The 20,272-nt window shown below is 64.5% G+C and carries 21 protein-coding genes; 15 read left to right on the top strand and 6 right to left on the bottom strand.

Annotated features, from left to right (window positions below; all coding sequences use genetic code 11):
- Positions 1-66: 66 nt before the first annotated feature.
- The gene (locus tag RBJ75_RS08740; RefSeq protein ID WP_044414821.1) at positions 67-960 is read right to left on the bottom strand and encodes a LysR family transcriptional regulator; all 894 of its coding nucleotides are present in this window, start codon (positions 958-960) and stop codon (positions 67-69) included.
- 105 nt (positions 961-1,065) lie between these two features.
- Here RBJ75_RS08740 and RBJ75_RS08735 point away from each other — a divergent pair, with 105 nt between their 5' ends.
- The 4 genes from RBJ75_RS08735 (at position 1,066) to RBJ75_RS08720 (ending at position 5,378) form a co-directional block, all read left to right on the top strand.
- Positions 1,066-1,896, top strand: a complete 831-nt coding sequence (locus RBJ75_RS08735) for an SDR family oxidoreductase (RefSeq protein ID WP_044414819.1) — start codon at positions 1,066-1,068, stop codon at positions 1,894-1,896.
- Positions 1,897-2,111: 215 nt separating this feature from the next.
- Entirely contained in the window at positions 2,112-3,608 is a 1,497-nt protein-coding gene (guaB, locus tag RBJ75_RS08730; RefSeq protein WP_044414817.1) for an IMP dehydrogenase, read from the top strand.
- Positions 3,609-3,641: 33 nt separating this feature from the next.
- Positions 3,642-4,265 carry a hypothetical protein gene (locus RBJ75_RS08725; protein ID WP_044414814.1) on the top strand — a complete coding sequence of 208 codons (624 nt, stop codon included), beginning with the start codon at positions 3,642-3,644 and terminating at the stop codon, positions 4,263-4,265.
- An 87-nt stretch (positions 4,266-4,352) separates the two neighbouring features.
- A complete protein-coding gene (locus tag RBJ75_RS08720; RefSeq protein ID WP_044414812.1) occupies positions 4,353-5,378 on the top strand; it encodes an NADP-dependent oxidoreductase in 1,026 nt (341 codons plus the stop codon).
- A 46-nt stretch (positions 5,379-5,424) separates the two neighbouring features.
- Here the strand turns inward: RBJ75_RS08720 and RBJ75_RS08715 are convergent, their stop codons facing one another.
- Complete coding sequence (locus tag RBJ75_RS08715; protein ID WP_234707478.1) at positions 5,425-6,621, bottom strand: MFS transporter; 1,197 nt, start codon at positions 6,619-6,621, stop codon at positions 5,425-5,427.
- 135 nt (positions 6,622-6,756) lie between these two features.
- Here RBJ75_RS08715 and RBJ75_RS08710 point away from each other — a divergent pair, with 135 nt between their 5' ends.
- The 5 genes from RBJ75_RS08710 to RBJ75_RS08690 all read left to right on the top strand — a co-directional run bounded on the left by RBJ75_RS08710 (position 6,757) and on the right by RBJ75_RS08690 (position 12,783).
- A complete protein-coding gene (locus tag RBJ75_RS08710) occupies positions 6,757-7,464 on the top strand; it encodes an ArsR/SmtB family transcription factor (RefSeq protein WP_044414810.1) in 708 nt (235 codons plus the stop codon).
- 166 nt (positions 7,465-7,630) lie between these two features.
- On the top strand, positions 7,631-8,053 hold the full coding sequence (locus tag RBJ75_RS08705; protein ID WP_044414808.1) for an MAPEG family protein: 423 nt from the start codon (positions 7,631-7,633) through the stop codon (positions 8,051-8,053).
- 34 nt (positions 8,054-8,087) lie between these two features.
- Positions 8,088-9,386: an RsmB/NOP family class I SAM-dependent RNA methyltransferase gene (locus RBJ75_RS08700; protein ID WP_044414807.1), complete on the top strand. Its 1,299-nt coding sequence runs from the start codon at positions 8,088-8,090 to the stop codon at positions 9,384-9,386.
- 238 nt (positions 9,387-9,624) lie between these two features.
- A complete protein-coding gene (gene guaA, locus RBJ75_RS08695) occupies positions 9,625-11,232 on the top strand; it encodes a glutamine-hydrolyzing GMP synthase (protein ID WP_044414805.1) in 1,608 nt (535 codons plus the stop codon).
- Between the two features lie 294 nt (positions 11,233-11,526).
- The gene (locus RBJ75_RS08690; RefSeq protein WP_044414803.1) at positions 11,527-12,783 is read left to right on the top strand and encodes a tyrosine-type recombinase/integrase; all 1,257 of its coding nucleotides are present in this window, start codon (positions 11,527-11,529) and stop codon (positions 12,781-12,783) included.
- Here RBJ75_RS08690 and RBJ75_RS08685 read toward each other — a convergent pair.
- Positions 12,749-13,033 carry a helix-turn-helix transcriptional regulator gene (locus RBJ75_RS08685; protein ID WP_080901144.1) on the bottom strand — a complete coding sequence of 95 codons (285 nt, stop codon included), beginning with the start codon at positions 13,031-13,033 and terminating at the stop codon, positions 12,749-12,751. The genes RBJ75_RS08690 and RBJ75_RS08685 overlap by 35 nt on opposite strands.
- Positions 13,034-13,078: 45 nt before the next feature.
- On the opposite strand from RBJ75_RS08685, the gene RBJ75_RS08680 reads away from it, so the two are divergent.
- Positions 13,079-13,315 (top strand): hypothetical protein, encoded by a 237-nt coding sequence (locus RBJ75_RS08680; RefSeq protein WP_044414801.1) that lies wholly within the window; start codon positions 13,079-13,081, stop codon positions 13,313-13,315.
- Between the two features lie 32 nt (positions 13,316-13,347).
- Here the strand turns inward: RBJ75_RS08680 and RBJ75_RS08675 are convergent, their stop codons facing one another.
- Entirely contained in the window at positions 13,348-14,262 is a 915-nt protein-coding gene (locus RBJ75_RS08675; protein ID WP_044414799.1) for a LysR family transcriptional regulator, read from the bottom strand.
- 119 nt (positions 14,263-14,381) lie between these two features.
- Here RBJ75_RS08675 and RBJ75_RS08670 point away from each other — a divergent pair, with 119 nt between their 5' ends.
- From RBJ75_RS08670 to RBJ75_RS08655, 4 genes are all read left to right on the top strand, one after another.
- Positions 14,382-15,119: an SDR family oxidoreductase gene (locus RBJ75_RS08670; RefSeq protein WP_276156430.1), complete on the top strand. Its 738-nt coding sequence runs from the start codon at positions 14,382-14,384 to the stop codon at positions 15,117-15,119.
- A 66-nt stretch (positions 15,120-15,185) separates the two neighbouring features.
- The gene (locus tag RBJ75_RS08665) at positions 15,186-16,079 is read left to right on the top strand and encodes an SDR family oxidoreductase (RefSeq protein WP_138579092.1); all 894 of its coding nucleotides are present in this window, start codon (positions 15,186-15,188) and stop codon (positions 16,077-16,079) included.
- A 76-nt stretch (positions 16,080-16,155) separates the two neighbouring features.
- Entirely contained in the window at positions 16,156-16,656 is a 501-nt protein-coding gene (locus RBJ75_RS08660) for a DUF1097 domain-containing protein (protein ID WP_152647918.1), read from the top strand.
- Positions 16,657-16,706: 50 nt separating this feature from the next.
- The gene (locus tag RBJ75_RS08655; protein ID WP_234707542.1) at positions 16,707-17,120 is read left to right on the top strand and encodes a nuclear transport factor 2 family protein; all 414 of its coding nucleotides are present in this window, start codon (positions 16,707-16,709) and stop codon (positions 17,118-17,120) included.
- Positions 17,121-17,299: 179 nt separating this feature from the next.
- Here RBJ75_RS08655 and RBJ75_RS08650 read toward each other — a convergent pair whose 3' ends face one another.
- A complete protein-coding gene (locus RBJ75_RS08650; RefSeq protein ID WP_044418995.1) occupies positions 17,300-18,052 on the bottom strand; it encodes an SDR family NAD(P)-dependent oxidoreductase in 753 nt (250 codons plus the stop codon).
- Positions 18,053-18,205: 153 nt separating this feature from the next.
- Here RBJ75_RS08650 and RBJ75_RS08645 point away from each other — a divergent pair, with 153 nt between their 5' ends.
- Positions 18,206-19,144, top strand: coding sequence for a LysR family transcriptional regulator (locus RBJ75_RS08645; protein ID WP_276156171.1), 939 nt, complete (start codon positions 18,206-18,208; stop codon positions 19,142-19,144).
- Positions 19,145-19,147: 3 nt separating this feature from the next.
- On the opposite strand, the gene RBJ75_RS08640 is transcribed toward RBJ75_RS08645, so the two are convergent.
- Positions 19,148-20,098 carry a LysR family transcriptional regulator gene (locus RBJ75_RS08640; RefSeq protein ID WP_044417984.1) on the bottom strand — a complete coding sequence of 317 codons (951 nt, stop codon included), beginning with the start codon at positions 20,096-20,098 and terminating at the stop codon, positions 19,148-19,150.
- Positions 20,099-20,272 lie beyond the last annotated feature (174 nt).

Raw genomic sequence — 20,272 nt, 5'->3', positions numbered from 1 at the left:
GGTGCCGATGGCAGGCGAAGCGGATGTGGAGGCGTCCAGCGCGGGCGGTTCGCGAGATCGACCGGGTTAGCTCAGCTCTTTCACCACGTCGATAAAGGCGCGCAGGCCCGCCGGCACGTGGCGATGGCCGGGATAATACAGGCACAGGCCGGGGATCGGCGGGCACCAGTCGTCGAGCACGATGACCAGCGCGCCGCTGTCGAGAAAGCGCTGCGCTGCCTGCTGCGGCACATAAGCGATGCCGATGCCGGCCACCGCGGCCTGCGCCATCAGTTCCATATTGTCGAGGATCAGCGGGCCGGTGACCTCCAGCGCCATGTCCTGGCCGCGCTTTTCGAACTCCCAGCGATATAATTTGCCGCTCGGCATCCGTACGCGAATGCAGGGGTGATGGCGCAGATCGTCGGGCGTGGACGGGGCCGCGTGATGTTGCAGATAGTCCGGCGAGGCGACGGTCACGAAGCGGGCCTCGCCGCCGATCGGCACCGCGATCATGTCCTGCGGCACGGCTTCGCCCAGCCGAATTCCGGCGTCGAACCCCTCGGCGACGATGTCGACCAGCCGGCCTTCGGTGACGAGATCGAGCGCCATCTGCGGATAGCGCCCCAGAAAGCTCGGCACCACCGTGGCGACCAACAGCCGCGCGGCGGGCTCGTTGGCGTTGATGCGCAGCGTGCCGCTCGGCCGGTCGCGGAAGGCGTCGACCTCGCCGAGCGCGGCATCGAGTTCGCGCAGCACCGGTTGCAGCCGCGCGCACAGCCGCTCGCCGGCCTCGGTGGGCGAAACGCTGCGGGTCGTGCGGTTGAGCAAGCGGACGCCGATTTTGGCTTCCAGCGCGCGCATCATGTGGCTGAGGCTCGACGGTGACAGGCCGAGCTCGTCCGCCGCCCGGCGAAAACTGCGATGCGCCACGATGGCCGCGAAGGCCGTGAGGTCGTTCAGATCCGGCCGATCATTCATGGCTGTTTCTCATCAGTTCATGCAAGAATGACGTCATTATAGCATGAGTTGGACCTCCCATATCCCATGATGACGCCGCCGCCGGCGGCTAATTTGGAGGTTCCAATGCAGAAGACCTGGTTCATCACCGGGACGTCCTCCGGCTTCGGCCGGGCGATGACCGAGATCTTGCTGACCCGCGGCGATCGAGTGGCTGCAACTCTGCGCAGGGACGGCGCGCTGGACGACCTCAAGGCGCAGCACGGCGATCGGCTGTGGATCGCCAAGCTCGACGTCACCGACACCGAGGCGGTTCGCGCCACGCTGGATCGCGCCTTTGCGGAGCTCGGCCGCATCGACGTCGTCGTCAATAATGCCGGCTATGGCCTGTTCGGCGCCGCGGAGGAACTCAGTGACGCGCAGATCCGGCGCCAGATCGACACCAACCTGATCGGTTCCATCCAGGTGATCCGCGCGGCGCTGCCGCATCTGCGCCAGCAGGGCGGCGGCCGCGTGCTGCAGGTGTCGTCGGAGGGCGGGCAGATCGCCTATCCGAATTTCAGCCTCTACCACGCGACCAAATGGGGGATCGAAGGCTTCGTCGAGGCGGTGGCCCAAGAGGTCGCGCCCTTCAACATCAGCTTCACCATTGCCGAACCGGGGGCGTCGAAGACCGATTTCGGCCGGGGCCTGGTGCGGCCACCCGAGATGGAGATCTATGACGCCACACCGGCCGGCGAGGTTCGCCGCGCGATCGCCAGCGGCGCGTTCACGCTGCCGGGCGATGCCCGAAAGATGGCGCAGGCCATGATCGAATGCGTCGATGTCACCCCGGCGCCGCGGCGGCTGGTGATGGGGTCGAGCAGCTACGCGGCGATCCGCGCGGCATTATTAGAGCGGATCGCCGCGCTCGACGCGCAGCAGGCGATCGCGCTGTCGACCGACGCCAGCGATTGATTGCATCACGAGCGGTCCGCGCCTGATCCGGCGTGGACCGCTCAAATCGCGGTGCTGGGCGATCAAACGCTTTGATTCGTCATATCCTCATGCTATCGACCACCGCCAACCCCATCGATGGGCCTTGATTCGACGGCGACGCCTTCGCGGCGCCGAACGATCCGCCCATTGCATGAGGTCCAGCGCGGCAGATCAGCCGCTGAACGGAGTTGGCAATGGCGTTAGTGAACGGATTTCAGGGATTTCGAGAAGCCTTTACGTTCGATGACGTTCTGCTGAAACCAGGCGCGTCGGACATCCTGCCGTCAGAGGCCGATATCCGCTCCCGCATCACCCGCGCAATTCCGCTCAATATTCCGATTATCGCCTCGGCGATGGACACCGTGACCGAGGCGCGGATGGCGATCGCGATGGCGCAGGCCGGCGGCATCGGCGTGATCCACCGCAATTTCGACGTCGACGGCCAGGCCGCCCAAGTCCGTCAGGTCAAAAAATACGAATCCGGCATGGTGGTCAATCCGCTGACGATCGGCCCCGACGCCCAGCTCGCCGACGCGCTGGCGCTGATGAGCCAGCATGGCTTTTCGGGGATTCCGGTGGTGACCGGCGCCAGCAAGGGCATCCCCGGCAAGCTGGTCGGTATCCTGACCAACCGCGACGTCCGCTTTGCAACCGACCCGTCGCAGCAGGTCTCCGAACTGATGACCCATGAAAATCTGGTCACGGTGCGCGAGGGCGTCAGCCAGGACGAAGCCAAGCGGATGCTGCACAAGCATCGCATCGAAAAACTCCTGGTCGTCGACGATCAATATCGCTGCGTCGGCCTGATCACCGTCAAGGACATGGAAAAGGCGGTCGCGCATCCCTTGGCCAGCAAGGATTCGCAAGGCCGCCTGCGCGTCGCTGCGGCGACCACGGTTGGCGAGGGCGGCTTCGAGCGCACCGAGGCGCTGATCGAAGCGGGCGTCGATATCATCGTCGTCGATACCGCGCATGGCCATTCGTCGCGGGTGCTGGAAGCGGTCAACCGGATCAAGCGGCTGTCCAATGCGGTGCAGGTGATCGCCGGCAATATCGCCACCACGGAGGGCGCCCAGGCGCTGATCGATGCCGGCGCCGACGCCATCAAGGTCGGGATCGGTCCGGGCTCGATCTGCACCACGCGGATCGTCGCCGGCGTCGGCGTGCCGCAGCTCACCGCCATCATGGACGCGGTGGAAGCGGCGAAGAAGGCCGACATCCCGGTGATCGCCGATGGCGGCATCAAATTCTCCGGCGACCTGGCTAAGGCTTTGGCGGCCGGCGCCGACATCGCGATGGTCGGCTCCCTGCTCGCCGGCACCGATGAGACGCCCGGCGAAGTGTTTTTGTGGCAGGGCCGCTCCTACAAGGCCTATCGCGGCATGGGCTCGGTCGGCGCGATGGCCCGCGGCTCGGCCGATCGCTATTTCCAGCAGGACATCAAGGACACCTTGAAACTGGTGCCGGAAGGCATCGAGGGTCAGGTGCCGTATAAGGGCCCGGTCGGCAATGTAATGCATCAGCTCGCCGGCGGGTTGCGCGCCGCGATGGGCTATGTTGGCGCCAAGGACATCTCCGAGTTTCATGACAAGGCGGAATTCGTCCGCATCACCGGCGCTGGCCTGCGCGAAAGCCACGTCCACGACGTCACCATCACCCGCGAAAGCCCGAACTATCCGGGCGGCGCGTAAGCCTTTTCCTTAAGCGAGAAACATTGGATCACCATGGTCGATTGGACAGACGACAGGATCGCCGCGCTTTCAGATAAGGATCTGAAGACATTGCTGGTCAACGCCGAGCGTAAATCCGCGACCGAGGTGATCGAGAAGTGCCAGACCGCGCTCGAGAGCCGCAACGCCGCCAAGCCGCGCAAGGGGCCGAAGCCGCGCACCGAGGTCAAGGAATTCGAGCACCAGATCGCGGGCGAACTCGCCGCGGTCGGTACCGAAATGGCGGCCAAATACGACCTCTCGGAAGAGACCGCCAAGGCCGGCGCGGTCGGCGTCAAGGGCTTCAAGGCGCACAAATTGCTCGACGCCAAGGGCTTCGCCAAACTCGGCGGCATGCAGCGCGATGGCTCGGTGGCGATCGAACGTTACATCTCGCACCGGCGCGGCGACGGCACGGTCTATCTCGGCGTGTTCCTGGCCAAGGACGCGCCGATCGAGGATCATGAATTTCAGGTGATCGCGCCGCAGGCGTTCCTCGACGGCGGCCAGCCGGTCGCGCAGGTGCGCCCAAGCGCCACCGAGAAACAAAAGCAGCCGGCTGACAGAGCGCTGTCGTTCAAGGATCTGCCGAGCGCGGCCGCCGCATTCGACGCCGCATTGGCGAAGATCACCGCCTGACACGCCGTCCGGCGGCGGCACGGCGCCTGGCGCCGTGCTAACTATCTGCAAAAAACCAAAACCAACACTCAACCTGGGGAAACCAACATGTCGGCATTGTCCAAGCGCGTCGTTCTCGCTGCCCGTCCGGCGGGCGAACCGAAACCGTCGGATTTTCGCATCGAGGACTTTGCCACGCCGCAGCCGGCCGAGGGCCAGGTGCTGCTACGCACCGTGTGGCTGTCGCTTGATCCCTATATGCGCGGCCGGATGAGCGATGGCCCGTCCTATGCGGCGCCGGTGCCGATCGGCGGCGTGATGGAGGGCGGCACGGTGTGTGAAGTCATCGCCTCGAACAATCCGAATTTCGCCAAGGGCGATTTCGTGCTGTCGCATTCCGGCTGGCAGTCCCACGCGCTGTCGGACGGCAAGGGCCTGCGCAAGATCGATCCGTCGCTGGGGCCGATCTCGGCCGCCGTCGGCGTGCTCGGCATGCCCGGCATGACCGCCTATACCGGCCTTCTGGATATCGGCCAGCCCAAGGCCGGCGAGACCGTGGTGGTGGCCGCGGCCTCCGGCGCGGTCGGCTCGGCGGTGGGCCAGATCGCCAAGATCAAGGGCGCGCGCGCGGTCGGCATCGCCGGCGGCAAGGACAAATGCGACTACGTCAAGAACGAGCTCGGCTTCGACGATTGCGTCGATCATCGCGCCCCGGATTTCGCCGCCAAGCTGATGGCGGCGTGCCCGAAGGGCATCGACGTGTATTTCGAAAATGTCGGCGGCGCGGTTTTCGAGGCCGTATTCCCGCTGCTCAACGGCTTCGCCCGGATGCCGGTGTGCGGGTTGATCGCGCAATACAACGACACGGTCTCGACCTCGCCGAAATGGGCCGGCGCGATGATGCGCAACGTGCTGACCAAGCGCTTGTTGATCCGCGGCTTCATCGTCAGCGATTTCGCGTCGCGCCATGGCGACTTCCTGCGCGACATGTCGGGCTGGGTCCGCGACGGAAAGGTCAAGCACCGCGAATTCGTCACCGAGGGCCTCGACAGCGCGCCGGAAGCCTTCATCGGCCTGTTGAAGGGCGCCAATTTCGGCAAGCAGCTGGTCCGCGTCGGCGCCGACAACAGCTAGGACGTTCGCCGGCCGGCCAGCAGGGCGGCGATCGCCGCCATCTGGATCACGGCGGCGGTGACGAACAGCAAGGGCGCGGCTCCCGCCGCGCCCGCATCGGCCATTCGCGGATCAATCCAAATGTGGCTGGTGCAAAAGCGTAGGTCGCCTGGCCGATCGCCACGATCAGCGGCACCACGCGCGGCACGTCGGCCTTGACGAATTCGACCTGCGCGATCAGAGGCGGCAGCGAGGTGGCATTGCCGATCCCGGCGCCGAACAGCACGATCCCGAGCAGCAGCAACGGCACATTGTCGCCGCCGGCGAGCAGGAATGCGACCGAGCCGGCGATCTGCACGCCATAACTGGCGCAGGCGACCAGCCGACGGTCGCAACCTGCCGGCATCAGCCAGCCGACCAGCGAGCGCCCGGCGATCGCCGCCGCGGTCGCCGCGCCGGCCGCAATGCCGGCGAGCTGCACGCCGAAGGCCGGGACCAGCAGCGAGAACAGATGCGCCAGCAGGCCGATCTGCGCGAACAGGCCGAGCGCCATGCCTACCGCCAGCGTGATGAATTGGGTATCGCGCCACAGCGTCTTGCCGGGCAGCGGCCGCGCTGTCGCGGCGGTGACCGAGATCGCCTGCGTATTCGGCAGATCGCCGTCCGCTGCCAACCCCATCTGCTGCGGGGTCTTGGCGAAATACAGATCCGCCAGAATCCACACCACCACGACCATCACCGCGCCGATCACCGCCGCAGCCAGCGGAAATCCCCACCATCCGATCGCCGCGACCCACAGCGGCGAAAACACCACGCCGCCGATGCTGGCACCGTTATAGGCCGCGGCCAGCGCCGCGGGGCGGCCGCGCACGAACCACGGCGAGACGATCGCGTTGACGGCCGCCGCACCGAGCGCCACCCAGCCGGCGCCGCTCAGTAGCGTCGCTGCGAATAATTGCCACGGCTGCTGCGCCAAGGCCCAGCCCGCCACCCCAACCGCCAGCGCGAGCGCCCCGGCCTTGGTGATGCGAGGGACGCCGAAGCGGCGATAGAGGCCGGGGAGGTTGGCGATCGCGATCGCCCCGACCAGATAATGCGCGGTGACCGCCGCCGAGACCAGCGCCAGCGACCAGCCGCGGCCAGCCCGCACCGCATGTAGATAGATCGGCGGGCCGTAGAAGCCGAGCCCCCAGCCGAACACCGCCAGCGTGAAGGCCGCGGCGACCACGCGCCAGCCATGGAATGCCTTGGTGCCGTGTGTCATGCTGATTGCCCGCCTTGTTCCGGCCCGATGCCGTCGGGCGCAGCAATGGCCGAAAAATCCGCCGAATGTTTCGGTCGCGGCCGAAGCATCCGGCGTCGATCTGGCATAGGATGAAGCCACTGAAAGGTTCGCGCGATGCCCAGCCATGCCATGTTTGCCGAGATCGCGGCGCTGTCTGGCGATCCGGCCCGGGCCCACATGCTGCATGCGCTGATGGACGGCCGCGCGCTGACCGCGACCGAGCTCGCCAAGGCAGCCGGGATCACGCCGCAGACCGCGAGCGGACATCTGAGCCGGATGACATCGATCGGGCTGCTGAGCGTCGAGCAGCAGGGCCGGCACCGCTATCACCGGCTGGCCACGGCCTCGGTGGCGCGGATGCTGGAAAGCATCATGCAGGTCGCAGCCTATCTGGCGCCGGTTCGGGCCCGGCTCGCTGTCGGCCCGCGCGACGCGGCGCTACGCAAGGCCCGTACCTGCTACGACCATCTTGCCGGCCGGCTCGGCGTCGCATTGAGCGACGCCATGATCGCGCGCGGCCATGTCGAGTTGACCGGCGATGCCGGCGTACTGACCGAGGCCGGCTTGGATTTTCTCGGCGGCGTCGGGCTCGACATCGCGCCAATGCTGGCGCGGCGCACCCGGCACTCCGGCCGCGTGCTGTGCCGGCCCTGCCTCGACTGGAGCGAGCGGCGGCCGCATCTGGCCGGCGCATTGGGCGCCGCGATCTGCGCCCACAGTCTCGGCCAGGGCTGGACCAGGCGGCTCGATGGGACGCGCGCCGTTCAGATTACGCCAAAAGGCGAGCGCATCTTCCGCGAGAGTTTTGGGGCCCGGATTTAGCGCGCGACGGCTGCGCGACCGGTACTTCGACGGGAACTCGTCGAGCCTGCCGCAGGGCGGTGCCGGTTTCAGTCGCGGCAAAGCAGGTCAGGCCGGGCCGGATCGATTGTCATGGCCGGACGGGCTCGCTATAGCGGGGTCCGCAACGCCGCCATGGGAGGCCTCAATGTCGGTTCAGATGGTGCTGCTGCCGGTCTTCGTGCTGATCGGGCTGAGCTTCGCGCTGCTGCTGGCCACCTTCGCGGCGCGACGCCAGGCTCTGGTGTCGCGGCAGACCAAGATCCGCGACATCGTGCTGGGACAGCCGAACTGGCCGCAACGCGCCACCCAGTTGGGCAATTGCTATGGCAACCAGTTCGAGCTGCCGGTGCTGTTCTATGCGCTGATCGCGCTGGCGCTGCCGCTGCGCCATGTCGATCTGGTTCTGGTGCTGCTGAGCTGGGTGTTCGTGGTGACGCGCTTCGTCCATGCCGGCATCTTTGTCACCTCCAACGATCTGCGGCAGCGCTCGCTGGCGTGGCTCGCCGGCGCCCTGGTGCTGCTGGCGATGTGGCTCTATTTCGCTCTCAGCATCCTGCTGTTGATTTGATCCGGCGCGCGCGCCGCTCCACCGAAAGACGTTCATGACCCCCGCCGCCCGGCTGTCCGCAGCCATCGACCTGATCGACGCCATCGACACCCAACGGATTCCGGCCGCCAAGGCGCTGAAGGAGTGGGGCACCGCGCATCGCTATGCCGGCTCCGGCGACCGCGCCGCGATCGCCGGCCTGGTCTGGGACGTGCTGCGTCGCCGCGCCTCCAGCGCCTGGATCATGGAGGCCGACACGCCGCGCGCGCGCGTGCTCGGCATGCTCAAGCTCGAACGCGGCGTCGATGTCGAGGCGATCGCGGCTTTGTGCGACGGCGGCCGCTTTGCGCCAGCGCCGTTGTCCGACGCCGAGCACGCCGCTCTGGCATCGCGCACGCTCGATGACGCGCCACCGCATATCGCCGGCGATTATCCCGAATGGCTCGATGGCGCTTTGGCCGACATGTTCGGCGATGAGCGGGTGGCGGAAGCCACCGCGATGGCCAGCCGGGCGCCGCTCGACCTGCGGGTCAATACGCTGAAGGCCAAGCGCGACAAGATTCTCGGTTCGCTCAAGCATCTCGGCGCCACGCCGACGCCGTGGTCGGCGCTGGGGCTGCGGATCGATCTCGGCGCCGACGCCCGCAATCCCGGCATCCATTCCGAAGAGGATTTCATCAAGGGCGCGATCGAGGTCCAGGACGAGGGCTCGCAGCTCGCCGCACTGCTGTCCGGCGCCAAGCCGGGCGAGCAGGTGATCGACCTGTGCGCCGGCGCCGGCGGCAAGACGCTGGCGCTAGCGGCGATGATGCAGGGCAAGGGACGGCTGATCGCTACCGATTCCGACAAGCGGCAGCTGGCGCCGATCTATGAGCGGCTGTCGCGGGCCGGCGTGCATAATTGCGACATCCGCACCCCGAAGGGGCCGGACGATACGCTGAGCGACATCTACGCCTCCGCCGATCTGGTGCTGATCGATGCGCCGTGCACCGGCACCGGCACCTGGCGCCGCAACCCGGACGCCAAATGGCGGATGCGGCCGGGCGCGCTGGAGGTGCGGCGCAACGACCAGATCGCGGTGCTGGACCGCGCCGTGCCGCTGGTCAAGGCGGGCGGGCGGATCGCCTATGTGACCTGTTCGGTGCTGGGCGCCGAGAATGGCGCCCAGATCCGCGGCTTCGTCGCCCGGCATCCGGAGTTTGCGGTGGTGCCGCCGGCGCAGGTCGCCGCGGCGCTGTGGGACAGAGCCGACGATTTCCTGGCCGCGACCTGGCCGACCGACGAGGGTCTGCTGATGACCCCGCGCCGCACCGGGACGGACGGGTTTTTCGTCAGCGTGATGCGCAGGGCTTAAACCGTGCGTCGTGCCCCGGATGCGGCGCAGCGCGCCGCTTTTGCGGCGTGGTGCGCTGCTGATCCGGGGCCCCGGTGGCTTTGTCGGCGCTGGAGCGGGGTCCCGGCTCTGCGAAGCAGCACTGCGTGCTGCGTCGCGTCCGGGACACGGAGAAGTCTGGCCAGTGGGTGCTGAGTCGCGGTTCGAGACTTGCGGCAAGTCACTTGCGGCAAGTCGCGCAGTCGCGTAATTCCTCGCCATGACAGCACCCAGCACAATCTCCGCCTCCTCGTCCGATCCGTCGCCGCATGTCGCCGCGGCGCATGACAAGATTCTGATCGTCGATTTCGGCTCCCAGGTGACCCAGCTGATCGCGCGCCGGGTGCGCGAGGAGGGGGTCTATTCCGAGATCGTGCCGTTCAACAAGGCCGAGGCCGCGTTCGCCGCGATGAAGCCGAAGGCGGTGATCCTGTCCGGCGGCCCGGCCTCGGTGCTGGACGATGACGCGCCGTCGGCGCCGCTGTCGATCCTCAATGCGGGCGTGCCGGTGCTCGGCATCTGCTATGGCGAGCAGACCATGGCCAAGCAGCTCGGCGGCATCGTTGAGGGCGGCCATCACCGCGAATTCGGCCGCGCCCAGATCGAAATCACCGATGATTGCGCGCTGTTCGACGGGGTCTGGGAGAAGGGCGGCAAATACGACGTCTGGATGAGCCATGGCGACCGCGTCACAAAGCTGCCGGAGGGTTTCCGCGGCGTGGCCAAGGCCGCCGGCTCGCCGATCTCGGTGATCGCCGACGACAAACGCAAATTCTACGCGATGCAATTCCACCCCGAAGTGGTGCACACCCCGGACGGCGCCAAGCTGATCCGCAATTTCGTCCGCAAGGTCGCGGGCCTCAAAGGCGACTGGACCATGCGGGCCTTCCGCGAGGAAGCGATCGACAAAATCCGCGCCCAGGTCGGCAGCGGCCGTGTGATTTGCGGCCTGAGCGGCGGTGTCGACTCGGCGGTGGCCGCGGTGCTGATCCATGAGGCGATCGGCGATCAGCTGACCTGCGTGTTCGTCGATCACGGCCTGCTGCGCAAGGACGAGGCGGCCACGGTGGTCGAGCTGTTCCGGCATCACTACAACATCCCGCTGGTGCATGTGGACGCAGAGAAACTGTTCCTCGGCGAGCTGGCCGGCGTCAGCGACCCGGAGCTCAAGCGCAAGACCATCGGCCGGCTGTTCATCGACGTGTTCGACGCCGAGGCGAAAAAGATCGGCGGCGCCGACTATCTGGCGCAGGGCACGCTGTATCCCGACGTGATCGAAAGCGTGTCCTTCACCGGCGGCCCGTCGGTGACGATCAAGTCGCACCACAATGTCGGCGGCCTGCCCGAACGCATGCACATGCAGCTGGTCGAGCCGCTGCGCGAATTGTTCAAGGACGAGGTCCGCGTACTCGGCCGCGAACTCGGCCTGCCGGAAATCTTCGTCGGCCGCCATCCGTTCCCCGGGCCGGGCCTGGCGATCCGCTGCCCGGGCGAGATCACGCAGGAGAAGCTGGAAATCCTGCGCAATGCCGACGCGGTCTATATCGACCAGATCCGCAAGGCCGGGCTCTACGACAAGATCTGGCAGGCTTTTGCCGTGCTGCTGCCGGTGAAGACCGTCGGCGTGATGGGCGACGGCCGCACCTACGAATACGTCGTCGGCCTGCGCGCCGTGACCTCGACCGACGGCATGACGGCGGATTTCTATTCGTTCGAGATGAGCTTCCTCGGCGAAACCGCGACCCGGATCATCAACGAGGTGAAGGGCGTCAACAGGGTGGTGTACGACATCACCTCGAAGCCGCCAGGGACGATCGAGTGGGAATGATTCAGGCCCATCCGAACGCCGCCGATTTTACGCTGTGGTACACTCTAAGCCACTGAAAACAAAAATAAATTCCTTCTTTAGCTATCGGCATCTATCGGTGGGCATAGATCATGTCCGGCGGCCTCGCTGACGGGCCTTGCCCCCATTGATCAACCGGAAAAACGAAAGTACCGTCAGGTCACATGAGGCCAATGACGGTACTTTTTTTGAACTAACGCTCTGAAATATAATCGTTTTCAGCGCCACTGGCCTCCAAAAACCGCGTGACGGTACTTTTCCGCAAGGAGGCCCGAAATGTTGACCGATGCAGCACTCAAGTGCTTGAAACCAAAAGCCAAAATGTACAAGGTTTCCGACCGTGACGGCATGTACGTGCGCGTCGCGCCGTCGGGCGCCATCTCGTTCAGGCTCGACTATCGGCTGAACGGCAGGCGGGAGACCGTCTATCTCGGCAGATATGCCCGTGACGGAATATCGCTCGCCAGGGCTCGCGAGCTATGCATCGACGCGCGGCGTGCGATCGCCGAGGGGCGGTCCCCCGCCATTGAGAAGCAGCGCGAGAAGCGCCGGATCAAGGAAGCAAAGAGCTTCGGCGAATTCGGCGAGAAATGGCTGACCAACGCGACCATGGCCGACAGCACGCGCGCGATGCGTCGCTCCATCTTCGAACGCGAACTCATGCCCGTCTGGCGGAATCGACTCCTGACAGAGATAACACCCGATGATCTGCGCGCGCACTGCGCCAAGATCGTCGAACGGGGTGCTCCTGCCACCGCCATTCATGTGCGGGATATACTGAAGCAGATTTACGGCTACGCCATTCTGCACGGCGAGAAGGTCGCCAATCCGGCCGATGACGTCGGTCCGGCCTCGATAGCCACCTTTACACCGAAGGACCGCGCGCTTTCACCCGCCGAGATCCGCATCATGTTCAAGCAACTCGAGCATATCGCGACGTTGCCAACTATCCGCCTCGGTATGAAGCTCTACCTCCTCACCATGGTCCGGAAGAGCGAGTTGCAGGACGCCGTGTGGGACGAGATCGATTTCGACAACGCTGTCTGGACCATCCCGAAGGAGCGCATGAAGCGATCGAAGCCGCACAACGTCTACCTGTGCCGGCAGACCCTCGACATAATGATCGCGCTCAAGACCTGCTCCGGCAACTCCCGATATCTGTTGCCGTCCCGCTACGACGCGGACGCGCCAATGTCGCGCGCGACCTTCAATCGGGTCACCTATGCCGTCGTCGAACAGGCAAAAAAGGAGGGGCTGCCACTGGAGCCATTCACCGTCCATGATCTGCGGCGGACGGGCTCGACGCTGCTAAATGAGCTGGGCTTTAACAGCGACTGGATCGAAAAGTGCCTCGCGCACGAGGACGGGCGTTCATCCCGCGGCGTTTACAACAAGGCCGAGTATGAGGTGCAGCGTCGGCATATGATGCAGCAGTGGGCGGACACCGTGGACGCCTGGATCGACGGCCGGAAGTATGCCCCCACGCTTTTGCCGCAAGCTATGCCCCTGATGGAGCTTGATCCCGCCCTTTGACGGGGCGGGTTTTACGCTTGGTGACGTCAGGGTGCTGTGCCCGACGGATCGGGGCAGCCCGCCGTGCCATTAGCCAAGCTTCGACTTCGGCCAAGTCCCAAACGATACAACGTGGCGAGAGCGCAAATCGACGGGGAAACTCGCCACGCTGCTCCATCTCATAAATCGTGCTGTCGGCCATCGGCACCATCTCCCTTAACTGTTGCCGCCGGATTGTTCTCCGAATTTGCGTGGGTTCGATGTTTGCCATGCTCAATCTCCTGCGTTGCTGGGCGATTGAGACTGATAGATACTGATGCTGGAAGCCCTTTCGGAATTACGTGCGGTATTTTCGGGCTATAGCGTACACATCGGCGGGTTCTTCCTGACTGCTGTGCCGCATACGGTGCAACAGGTGCTTATGGGTCGGTTCGGTTCCGACCACCGCACCAAAACCTCGACATTGGCTTTCTGTCGGCCGTGGTTTGTCCTGCTCATCAAAGTGCCGTGTCATAAGAAGCGCTGCATTGCTCTGCACGAGGCTCCAATTTGAGAGCAGTCGGGCACTAATATGGACCCGCGGTCTCACACGGACGCGCTGTTCGTCCGCCGGTTGCGCTTCTCGAACTCGCCTGCCGCCCAATCGAGAAAGACGCGGACCCGGGGCGAGAGTTGACGGCTCCGAGGGTAAAGTAGCGCGACCTGAGCCGATGGCGCGGGCATATCATTGAGTAGTTCGACCAGCGCGCCGCTTGCGAGGTCGCGCTCGATATGGAAGCGCGGGACCTGAGCAAGTCCCAGCCCGAGGCGCACTCCAAGCAGATAGCTCTCCGGCCCAGTAACGGAGAAGGGCGCAGGCATGTCGATGCGCCGAAGTTCTCCTCCGACATGAAACTCGACCGGCGTCAGGTTACCGGTACTCACGAGGCGTATCCCGACGATTCGATGTGCCGCGAGGTCCTCGATCGTTTGAGGGACGCCGTATCGTTCGAGATACGCTGGTGCTGCACACGTGACGCGGTCGAGGATCGCGACCCGTCGGGCGATCAGATCGCTGTCGGGCAACTCCCCATAGCGAAGCACGCAATCGACGCCCTCCTGGACCGGATCGATCCAGCGATCACGTTCGCTCATGGACAACTCGATTCCGGGATAACGCGCGAAAAATTCAGGGAGAGCCGGCATCAGGAAATGCCGCGCGATGGTGCCCTGAACTTCCACCCGGAGCATGCCCTTCGGTTCCGCTCCACTGAAAGCTCCCTCCGCATCCTCTATGTCATCCAGAATGGCGAGGCATCGCCGATACCAGGCCTCGCCGTCGAGCGTTGGCCGAACGGTGCGCGTGGTCCGCTGAAGCAGCCTGACACCGAGCCGCTCCTCCATCTGCTTGATGATGGTGGTCACTGTCGAGCGAGGCACTCCGAGGTCATGCGCGGCTCCGGTGAAGCTGCGGCGTTCCACAATTCTGGTGAAGAGTCGCATTGCATCGAGCTTATCCATCGCGCGTCCATTGTTCGTTGTCGCGGAACAGTAATGGCGAACATAGGCTGATTATCTTCCCGGTTCCAGATGGCACATCTCGTTCGTCGCCAACGTGGCGGTTGAACAGGAGATACATCATGACCGGGATTTCAAAGGTTGCGCTCGTGACGGGCGCCTCGCGGGGCATCGGCGCGGCGACCGCGCAGCGCCTTGCCAAGGACGGCTTCACCGTCGTTATCAACTACGCTGGCAATGTCACCGAAGCCGAAAAGCTGGCCGAGACTATTGAAAAGGCCGGGGGCAAAGCGCTGACGGCCCAAGCCGATGTTAGCGATCCAAAGGCGGTCGCCCGCATGTGGGACGCGGCTGAGGCGGCCTTCGGCGGCGTCGATGTACTGGTGAACAATGCCGGCATCATGAAGCTGGCGAAGATCGCCGAGGGCGATGACGCGCTGATCGACAGCCAGATCGCGATCAACCTGAAGGGCAGCCTCTACACCATGCGCGAGGCAGCCAAGCGGCTTCGTGACGGCGGCCGGATCATCAACTTCTCGACCAGCGTGGTCGGCCTCAAGCTTGAGACCTACGGCGTCTACGCCGCCACCAAGGCCGCGATCGAACTGCTCACCGGTGTCCTTTCGAAGGAACTGCGCGGCCGCAGCATCACCGTCAACGCCGTGGCGCCGGGACCGACCGCGACCGCACTGTTCCTCGACGGCAAGTCGCCCGAGCTCATCGATCGCATGTCGAAGATGAACCCGCTGGAGCGGCTCGGCACGCCCGAGGACATCGCCAACGCGGTCGCCTTCCTCGCCGGTCCCGACGGCGGCTGGATCAACGGCCAGGTACTGCGCGCCAACGGCGGGATGATCTGACCATCAACATCCCTCTGCACCCCCTTCGTCCGCCCTGACGCGGACAAACCCGAAAGGAATTTCACCATGTCCAAGAAGATCATCCTCGTCACGGGTTCGTCGAGCGGCTTCGGCCGGCTGACCGCTGAAGCCCTGGGCCGCGCCGGCCACACCGTCTACGCCTCGATGCGCGACGTCGCCGGTCGCAACGCCAACAACGCCGCCGAACTGTCGGCCATCGCCGGCAGCGACATCCGCCCGATCGAACTCGACGTGCAGGCCGAACCATCGGTCAACGCCGCGATCGAGAAGATCATCGCCGAGAGCGGCCAGATCGATGTCGTCGTCCACAATGCCGGTCACATGATGTTCGGCCCCGCCGAGGCCTTCACGCCCGAGCAGTTCGCGCAGCAATACGACGTCAACGTGCTCGGCACCCAGCGGGTGAACCGCGCGGCGCTGCCCCACATGCGCGGCCGCCGCGAAGGCCTGCTGGTCTGGGTTTCCAGCTCCAGCTCGGCCGGCGGCACGCCGCCCTATCTGTCGCCCTATTTCGCGGCCAAGGCGGCGATGGACTCGCTCGCGGTCCTCTACGCCCGCGAACTTGCCCGCTGGGGCATCGAGACGACGATCGTCGTCCCCGGCGCCTTCACCAAGGGCACGAACCACTTCCCGAACTCCGGCCGCCCCGCCGACCAGGCGCGTCTCGCCGAGTATGAAGCCGGCCCCTATGCCGGGTTCGGCGAGCAGGTCCAGAAGGCCTTCGCCGAGATCGTTCCCGACGACGCCGATCCGGCGCCGGTCGCCGAGATGATCGCCGAGGTCGTCGACACGCCGTTCGGCGAGCGTCCGTTCCGGATCCACTACGATCCGACCGAGGACGGCGCGAGCGTCGGCTTTGCGGTCCTCGACCGCCTCCGCGCCGAGATGCTCCACCGCGTCGGCCTGTCCGACCTGCTCAAGCCCGCGAAGAAGGTCTGAATCATCCAGCCGATCGCGGGCGGCTGGACCGTCCGCGATCGGCGGATTTTCACGCAAACCCCTAATGAGGAAAGACATGTCCACTGTTGCCCCCTCGCGTCAGGCCTTCGTGGTGACCACGGTCGTGGCCGCTGCGACTGCCGCGCTCGCGGCCGCCGCGAGCCTGACGCTCTCGCGGCCCGTCTGGGCCATGTTCGTCGGTTGGATCGCGTTCTTCACGCGTGTCCAGAGCACCCGTACCGCTTTCGAGAACCTGGGCTGTGTCGGCCTTGGACTGGTGATCGGATTGCTCGCTTCGCTGGCCATCCCCCAACTGGCCGGAACTTTCGGTCTGGGTGTCGGCCTGCCGATCGTGGTGTTCTTCGTGGCGCTCGTGGTCGTCGCTCTGCGCGGCTTGCCGGTGCTGAACAACCTGCTCGGCTACTTCCTGGGTCTCGTTGCGTGGTTCGCCGCGCATCTCGATCCCTCGCTCGAAAGCGTGGTGCAGCTCTTCGGCGCCAGCGCGGTCGGCTCGGTCGCCGGCTGGGTGTCGCACAATCTGCCTCATCGGCTTCTGCCCCGGCCGTCGGCGGCATGATGACGGGAAGGCTTCTAGGCGAACGGCGCGCAATTCGCGTCGTTCGCCCCTTGCTCGTCGCGCTGCTTGGCGGCGCGGCCTTGCTGGCGGCGCCTCTGGCTGTCTCCGGCGTGTTGTCCTCAAACTCGAATAGGGAAAGTCAGACCATGACAAGCCTACCGCAAGCGATCACCGAATTCTTCGACGCCAGCAATCGCGGTGACGCGGCTGGCGTGGTCGCCGCCTTCACCCCCACGGCAGTCCTTGACGATTGGGGTCGCCATTTCGAGGGCCGTGAGGGAATCGCCTCGTGGGACCGCACCGACAATACCGGCGTCCAAGCTCATATACAGGCGGTCAGTTCCAAGGCGGAGGGAGACACCGTGGTTGTGACCGTTAAAGTAAGTGGCAACGGCTTCAACGGCACAGGGCACATGCACTTCCAGCTCCGTGGCGATAAGATCGCGCGGCTCGACATTAAGTGAAGGAGGAGCCGCGGCTACCTGATCCTCGCCGGACAGAGGAATGGCGGGAGGTTGATCGGCCGAACACGGCTGTCGATCGTGGCGTCCGGTGCCACCGGAGGATGGAGCGAACGCAGGCTTCGCCCCGCGCCGGCCTGTCCCCCTAACAGGCCCGCGAGAATGGCGCGATCCGGATCATCTCAGAATGAGTGACGGCGCATTCCGCCATCGACCAGCATCACGGTGCCCGTAATGTAGCGAGCGCGAGGCGATGCAAGGAAGGTGACCGCGTTAGCAACATCCTGTGGCTGACCGAAGTCACGCAAGGCGATTTCGCGCTGGGCGAATTTCTGACGCTCCTCGCCTGGATAGAGGCGGCGGATCTGGGCGGTGTCGATGAGGCCTGGCTGGACGCAATTCACGGTGATGCCATGCTGACCGATCTGCTCGGAGAGCCCCTTCGACCATACAACGAGGCCGGCCTTGGCGACCATCGCAGCGTTGACCACCTCAGGCTCTAGATTTCCGGAGAGGCTGATGATCGCGCCTTGTTTGCGGCTTAGGAAATTGGGCAGCAATTTCTGAGTGAGTTGACGGTGTCGATCGAAGTTCAGGGTCATACCCTCCACCCACTGCTCTTCGGGGGCATCGATATCCATGGGTCGGCTCCCTCCGGCATTGTTGACCAGGATGTCGACGTGACCGAGGGCCGCGAGGGCGGCGTCTGCGATCTTCTGTGGGCCATCGACGGCGACGAAATCCTCTTCAAACACAATCGGCGTGGCGCCCCCGTCTGCTTCAATCTCGGCAACGAGGCTGGCGAGGAGCTCTGGATTGCGTGCCGTCGCGAACACGGTAACGCCCTCCGCCGCGAGAGTTTTCACTATTGCCCGGCCGAGGCCCTGGCTCGCGCCGGTGACGAGTGCTTTCTTTCCACTGAGTTGGAGGTCCATGAGGTCAATCCTTCCTTGACGGTAGCATTCGTCACGGAACGTAGAGCTCTGCCACCGAGGGCAGAAGGACATCAAAACGAACGTATTTGTTATCTAAATCGATAACAATCCTGTGCGATTTCTGGCATAATCATCGTGTCAGGGAGCAACGTTTTGGATTTTGTTCAACAGCTTCGCATCTTCGTAGCGGTCGCCGACAACGGTAGCTTCGCCCGCGCGGCCGCGGCGTTGCGAATGGCCCGCCCAAGTGTCACCAACGCGGTTTCGGCACTCGAAGCATCAATCGGGGCGCGCCTGCTCCAGCGAACTACCCGGCGATCGAGCCTGACGGCTGAAGGCGAGCTATTCTACGAGCGCGCGACGCAGATTCTAACTGACGTTGCTGGGGCGCAGAACCTCTTTGGTGGCTCAGGACAGGTGCCGAGAGGCCGTCTCCGCGTCGACATTCCTGTCGCGCTCGCCAAGCCACTCATCATCCCGCGGCTCCCAGAGTTTACAGAGCGATACCCGGATATCGAGATCATCCTAGGTGTCAGTGACCAGCCGGTCGACCTCGTCGCCGAGGGTGTCGATTGCGTAGTCAGGTTGGGCGAGCTCGCTGCTAGCAGCATGATCAGTCGCGTCGTGGCGCGCGTTCCGATGGTGTCATGTGCCGCCCCCGTATACCTAGCGGCGCACGGCGTGCCTAAGACGATGGAAGATTTGTCGGCGCACCGGGCGGTGACATACTTCACCGGGCGTGGCCGGAGCACGATTGACTGGCAGCTTATCGCAAACGGTGAAGAACGATCTATCCGGATGCGGTCAGCGATCCTCGTGAACGATTCCGAAGCGTTCGTTGCATGCGCGCTCGCGGGGCTCGGTCTAATTCAAGCCCTCCGTGCTACGGTTGCCGAGCAACTTGAAAATGGCCAACTCGTGGAGATCTTGCCGCAGGTTCAGACGGTCCAGCGCGCCGTTTCCATCATGTATCCAAACCGCCAGTATCTTGCGCCACAGGTGCGCGCATTCATCGACTGGATCAGCGCGGTGTTCAAAGAGAGCGATGTTCACGAAACTCCAGCCGGCGGGATTGCCGTGCCGCTTGAATGATAACTACTTTGATCGATCGCCGTAATTGATTGGCTGCAATAGCCGGCCCAATTTTTCCCTCCACCATCGGTGCGCCGGATCACTATGGAGCCTGTTACTCCACCACAGCATGCCGGTGACGGGCGGGAGCTTGATTGGTGGGGCGACGCACGTGAGCCTGCCAAGAGCTTCACCTCGCGCCGCTACACTGTAAGGCACCATCGCCAACAGATCCGAGTTTCCGACATACTGTGCGGCCGCGTGCGCGCTTCCCAGCGTGAGGGCGACATGTCGCGCCAGGCCTTCATTCTCCAATGCCGTGTCAGTGGGGCTGGTGCGTGCGCCCGGCATTCGGATCGAAATCTGCGGCGCGCCAAGAAAGGCTGCGAGTTCAATACAGCCGCGTGTCAGTAGTGGATGACCGCGTCGGCCGATGCACACGAAACGCTCAGCGAAGAGCTGCGACCGCATCATCGCGCTTTCAAGCTTCAGGGTCTCGTCGGCATAAAGCGTCGTCAGTGCCAGATCGAGAGAACCGGAATCAAGCAACTCTGGTAGCGGAGCCAATACCGAGGAGATCTCAAATCTCGCCTTCGGTGCCTCCGCGATTAGGTCAGGAAGCACATCCGATAGCTGACCTACAACAATATGTTCGGGAGCGGCCAAAGAGAAACGGCGAGTGGAGGTAGCCGGCGTGAATTCGACTGGATCCGCAATCAAGCGATATAGATCGGTGAGGCCTGCTCGCAGCAGCGGTCTCATCGCCTCCGCGCGCGGCGTCGGCCGTAGCCGAGGTCCGTTTCGAACGAGAAGGGGATCAGACGTGCGCTGGCGCAGCTCTGCCAGAGAATGGCTGACTGCTGACGGCGTGACATCCAAAAGGGCGGCCGCCTGCTTGACGCTGTTGGTTTCGAGAAGGGCGTCAAGCACTCGCAGAAGCCGAAGGTCGGTATCGGTAGGGCTATCGGCACTCATATGCGTTTTCGCAAAGCGGATGGAACGACGCCCAACTCCGCTCGCGTCCCATGTTGAGCTGAATTCATGTTTAGATGAGTTTGCATGAGCTGTATTTAGCCCGCTCTGCGCGTTAAAGCGTAACGGGAAATTCCGTCCTCAACGAAAAAGTCATCGAGTATGTCGAATGCAGAA

The organism is Rhodopseudomonas sp. BAL398 (assembly GCF_033001325.1).
Classification (GTDB): domain Bacteria; phylum Pseudomonadota; class Alphaproteobacteria; order Rhizobiales; family Xanthobacteraceae; genus JARJEH01.
This window is presented reverse-complemented; position numbering and strand designations above follow the sequence as displayed.